The organism is Heminiphilus faecis (assembly GCF_008728965.1).
GTDB lineage: Bacteria > Bacteroidota > Bacteroidia > Bacteroidales > Muribaculaceae > Muribaculum > Muribaculum faecis.
Window position 1 is genome coordinate 1 of record NZ_VSMC01000064.1, and the last position, 1,251, is coordinate 1,251.

Genomic DNA, 1,251 nt, shown 5'->3' on the forward strand with positions numbered 1-1,251 from the left:
ATAAGCAACAGCGCCGTAGCCGATATGTTGATAAGTTTTGCAAAAACTGCCATTGCGGATAAAGTCAATAAAAATTAAGTTATGAATATTTTACTCGTCAACGTCGCGTACACAGCGTATAGGACCGGCAAACGAGCGGCGGGTCGAGCCATAGCCCGGCTCAAACGGGAATACAGCCGACTGGTTGTGCAGGTGAAAGCAGTTGACCGTGCCCTCGGTACTGGGTGTGGATGTGTGGTAGTTGCCGCACTCTCCGTTGCGTCGCCATGTTCCGGCTCCGTCGCGGAAGCCGTTGCTTGGAAAGTATACGGTACGTCCGGTTTTCCATCCTTCGACGTATATTTGATGACCGAAAATGCCGGCTTTGAATGTAGCGTTGACATAGCTGCTCGGTGAGTTCCAGCCCGAGTTCTTGCCGTCATCAGTGAACGATATCCACATATCGGACGGCGGTACCATCCACCCTGCGGGGCATGGGTCGAATAGCGATTTTTCTACGGCACCGTTGTCGCTGAGCCATCCGTCATGGTCCATTGTGGTACCTCGGTACGTTGAGCCTTTGGGATGGACAAGGAACTTTTTGGTGGCCTCGATGAAAGGTTTGCCTCCCCACAGACTGTCGTTGCTGCCCCAATACCAGTCACCGTTATTTACCCAAGTCGAGGGTACATGCCAAGAGTCATTATTCATGGCTCCGGATGAAGATATTTTGTCGGCTGCTCCAAGAAATACCGAGGGATTTTTAATGACAAAGGATATTTTGCCCACTGTGGAGTTGGTCTTTTTATAGTCAAAGAGCTGACCGCAATTCTCGGTGCAGCCGTTGGTGTTCATGGCTATGGCTTTGTTGGCATTGTCGGTAAGCTGGCCTACGTTGGCGGCGTTAAACTGATATGCGCCGCTACTCCATTTGTCTATTTTCCAGCCAATCGGAAACGGATCTTTCCGGCCCCACTGGTAGACGGTGCCGTAGCCGTTGCGTCCTGTGGCTGTGGCGCTGTGTGCGCCGAGGTTGCACTGCATGAGCGCGCGTCCTTTGACCACACGTCCGGCAGCCTTCTTTATGCCGCTTCCGTCCCATCCGAATGTTTTGTAGGCTACGGCCTTTGATATTTCGGCGGGCTTGTCATCGTTGACCCATATGTGCCATGACCATACAATTTCATTGGCCTCGTTGTAACCCGCTATCACGGCATTGCCGGCAGTAGTGAGCGACTTCACGTGCACACGGTTGTACTCGTCGAGCCACAC

The 1,251-nt window shown here is 52.4% G+C and carries 1 pseudogene; it reads right to left on the reverse strand.

The annotated features are described in order from the left end of the window. Positions 1–90: 90 nt before the first annotated feature. Positions 91–1,251 (reverse strand): annotated as a pseudogene (locus FW767_RS13245) (hypothetical protein); the annotation flags it as partial.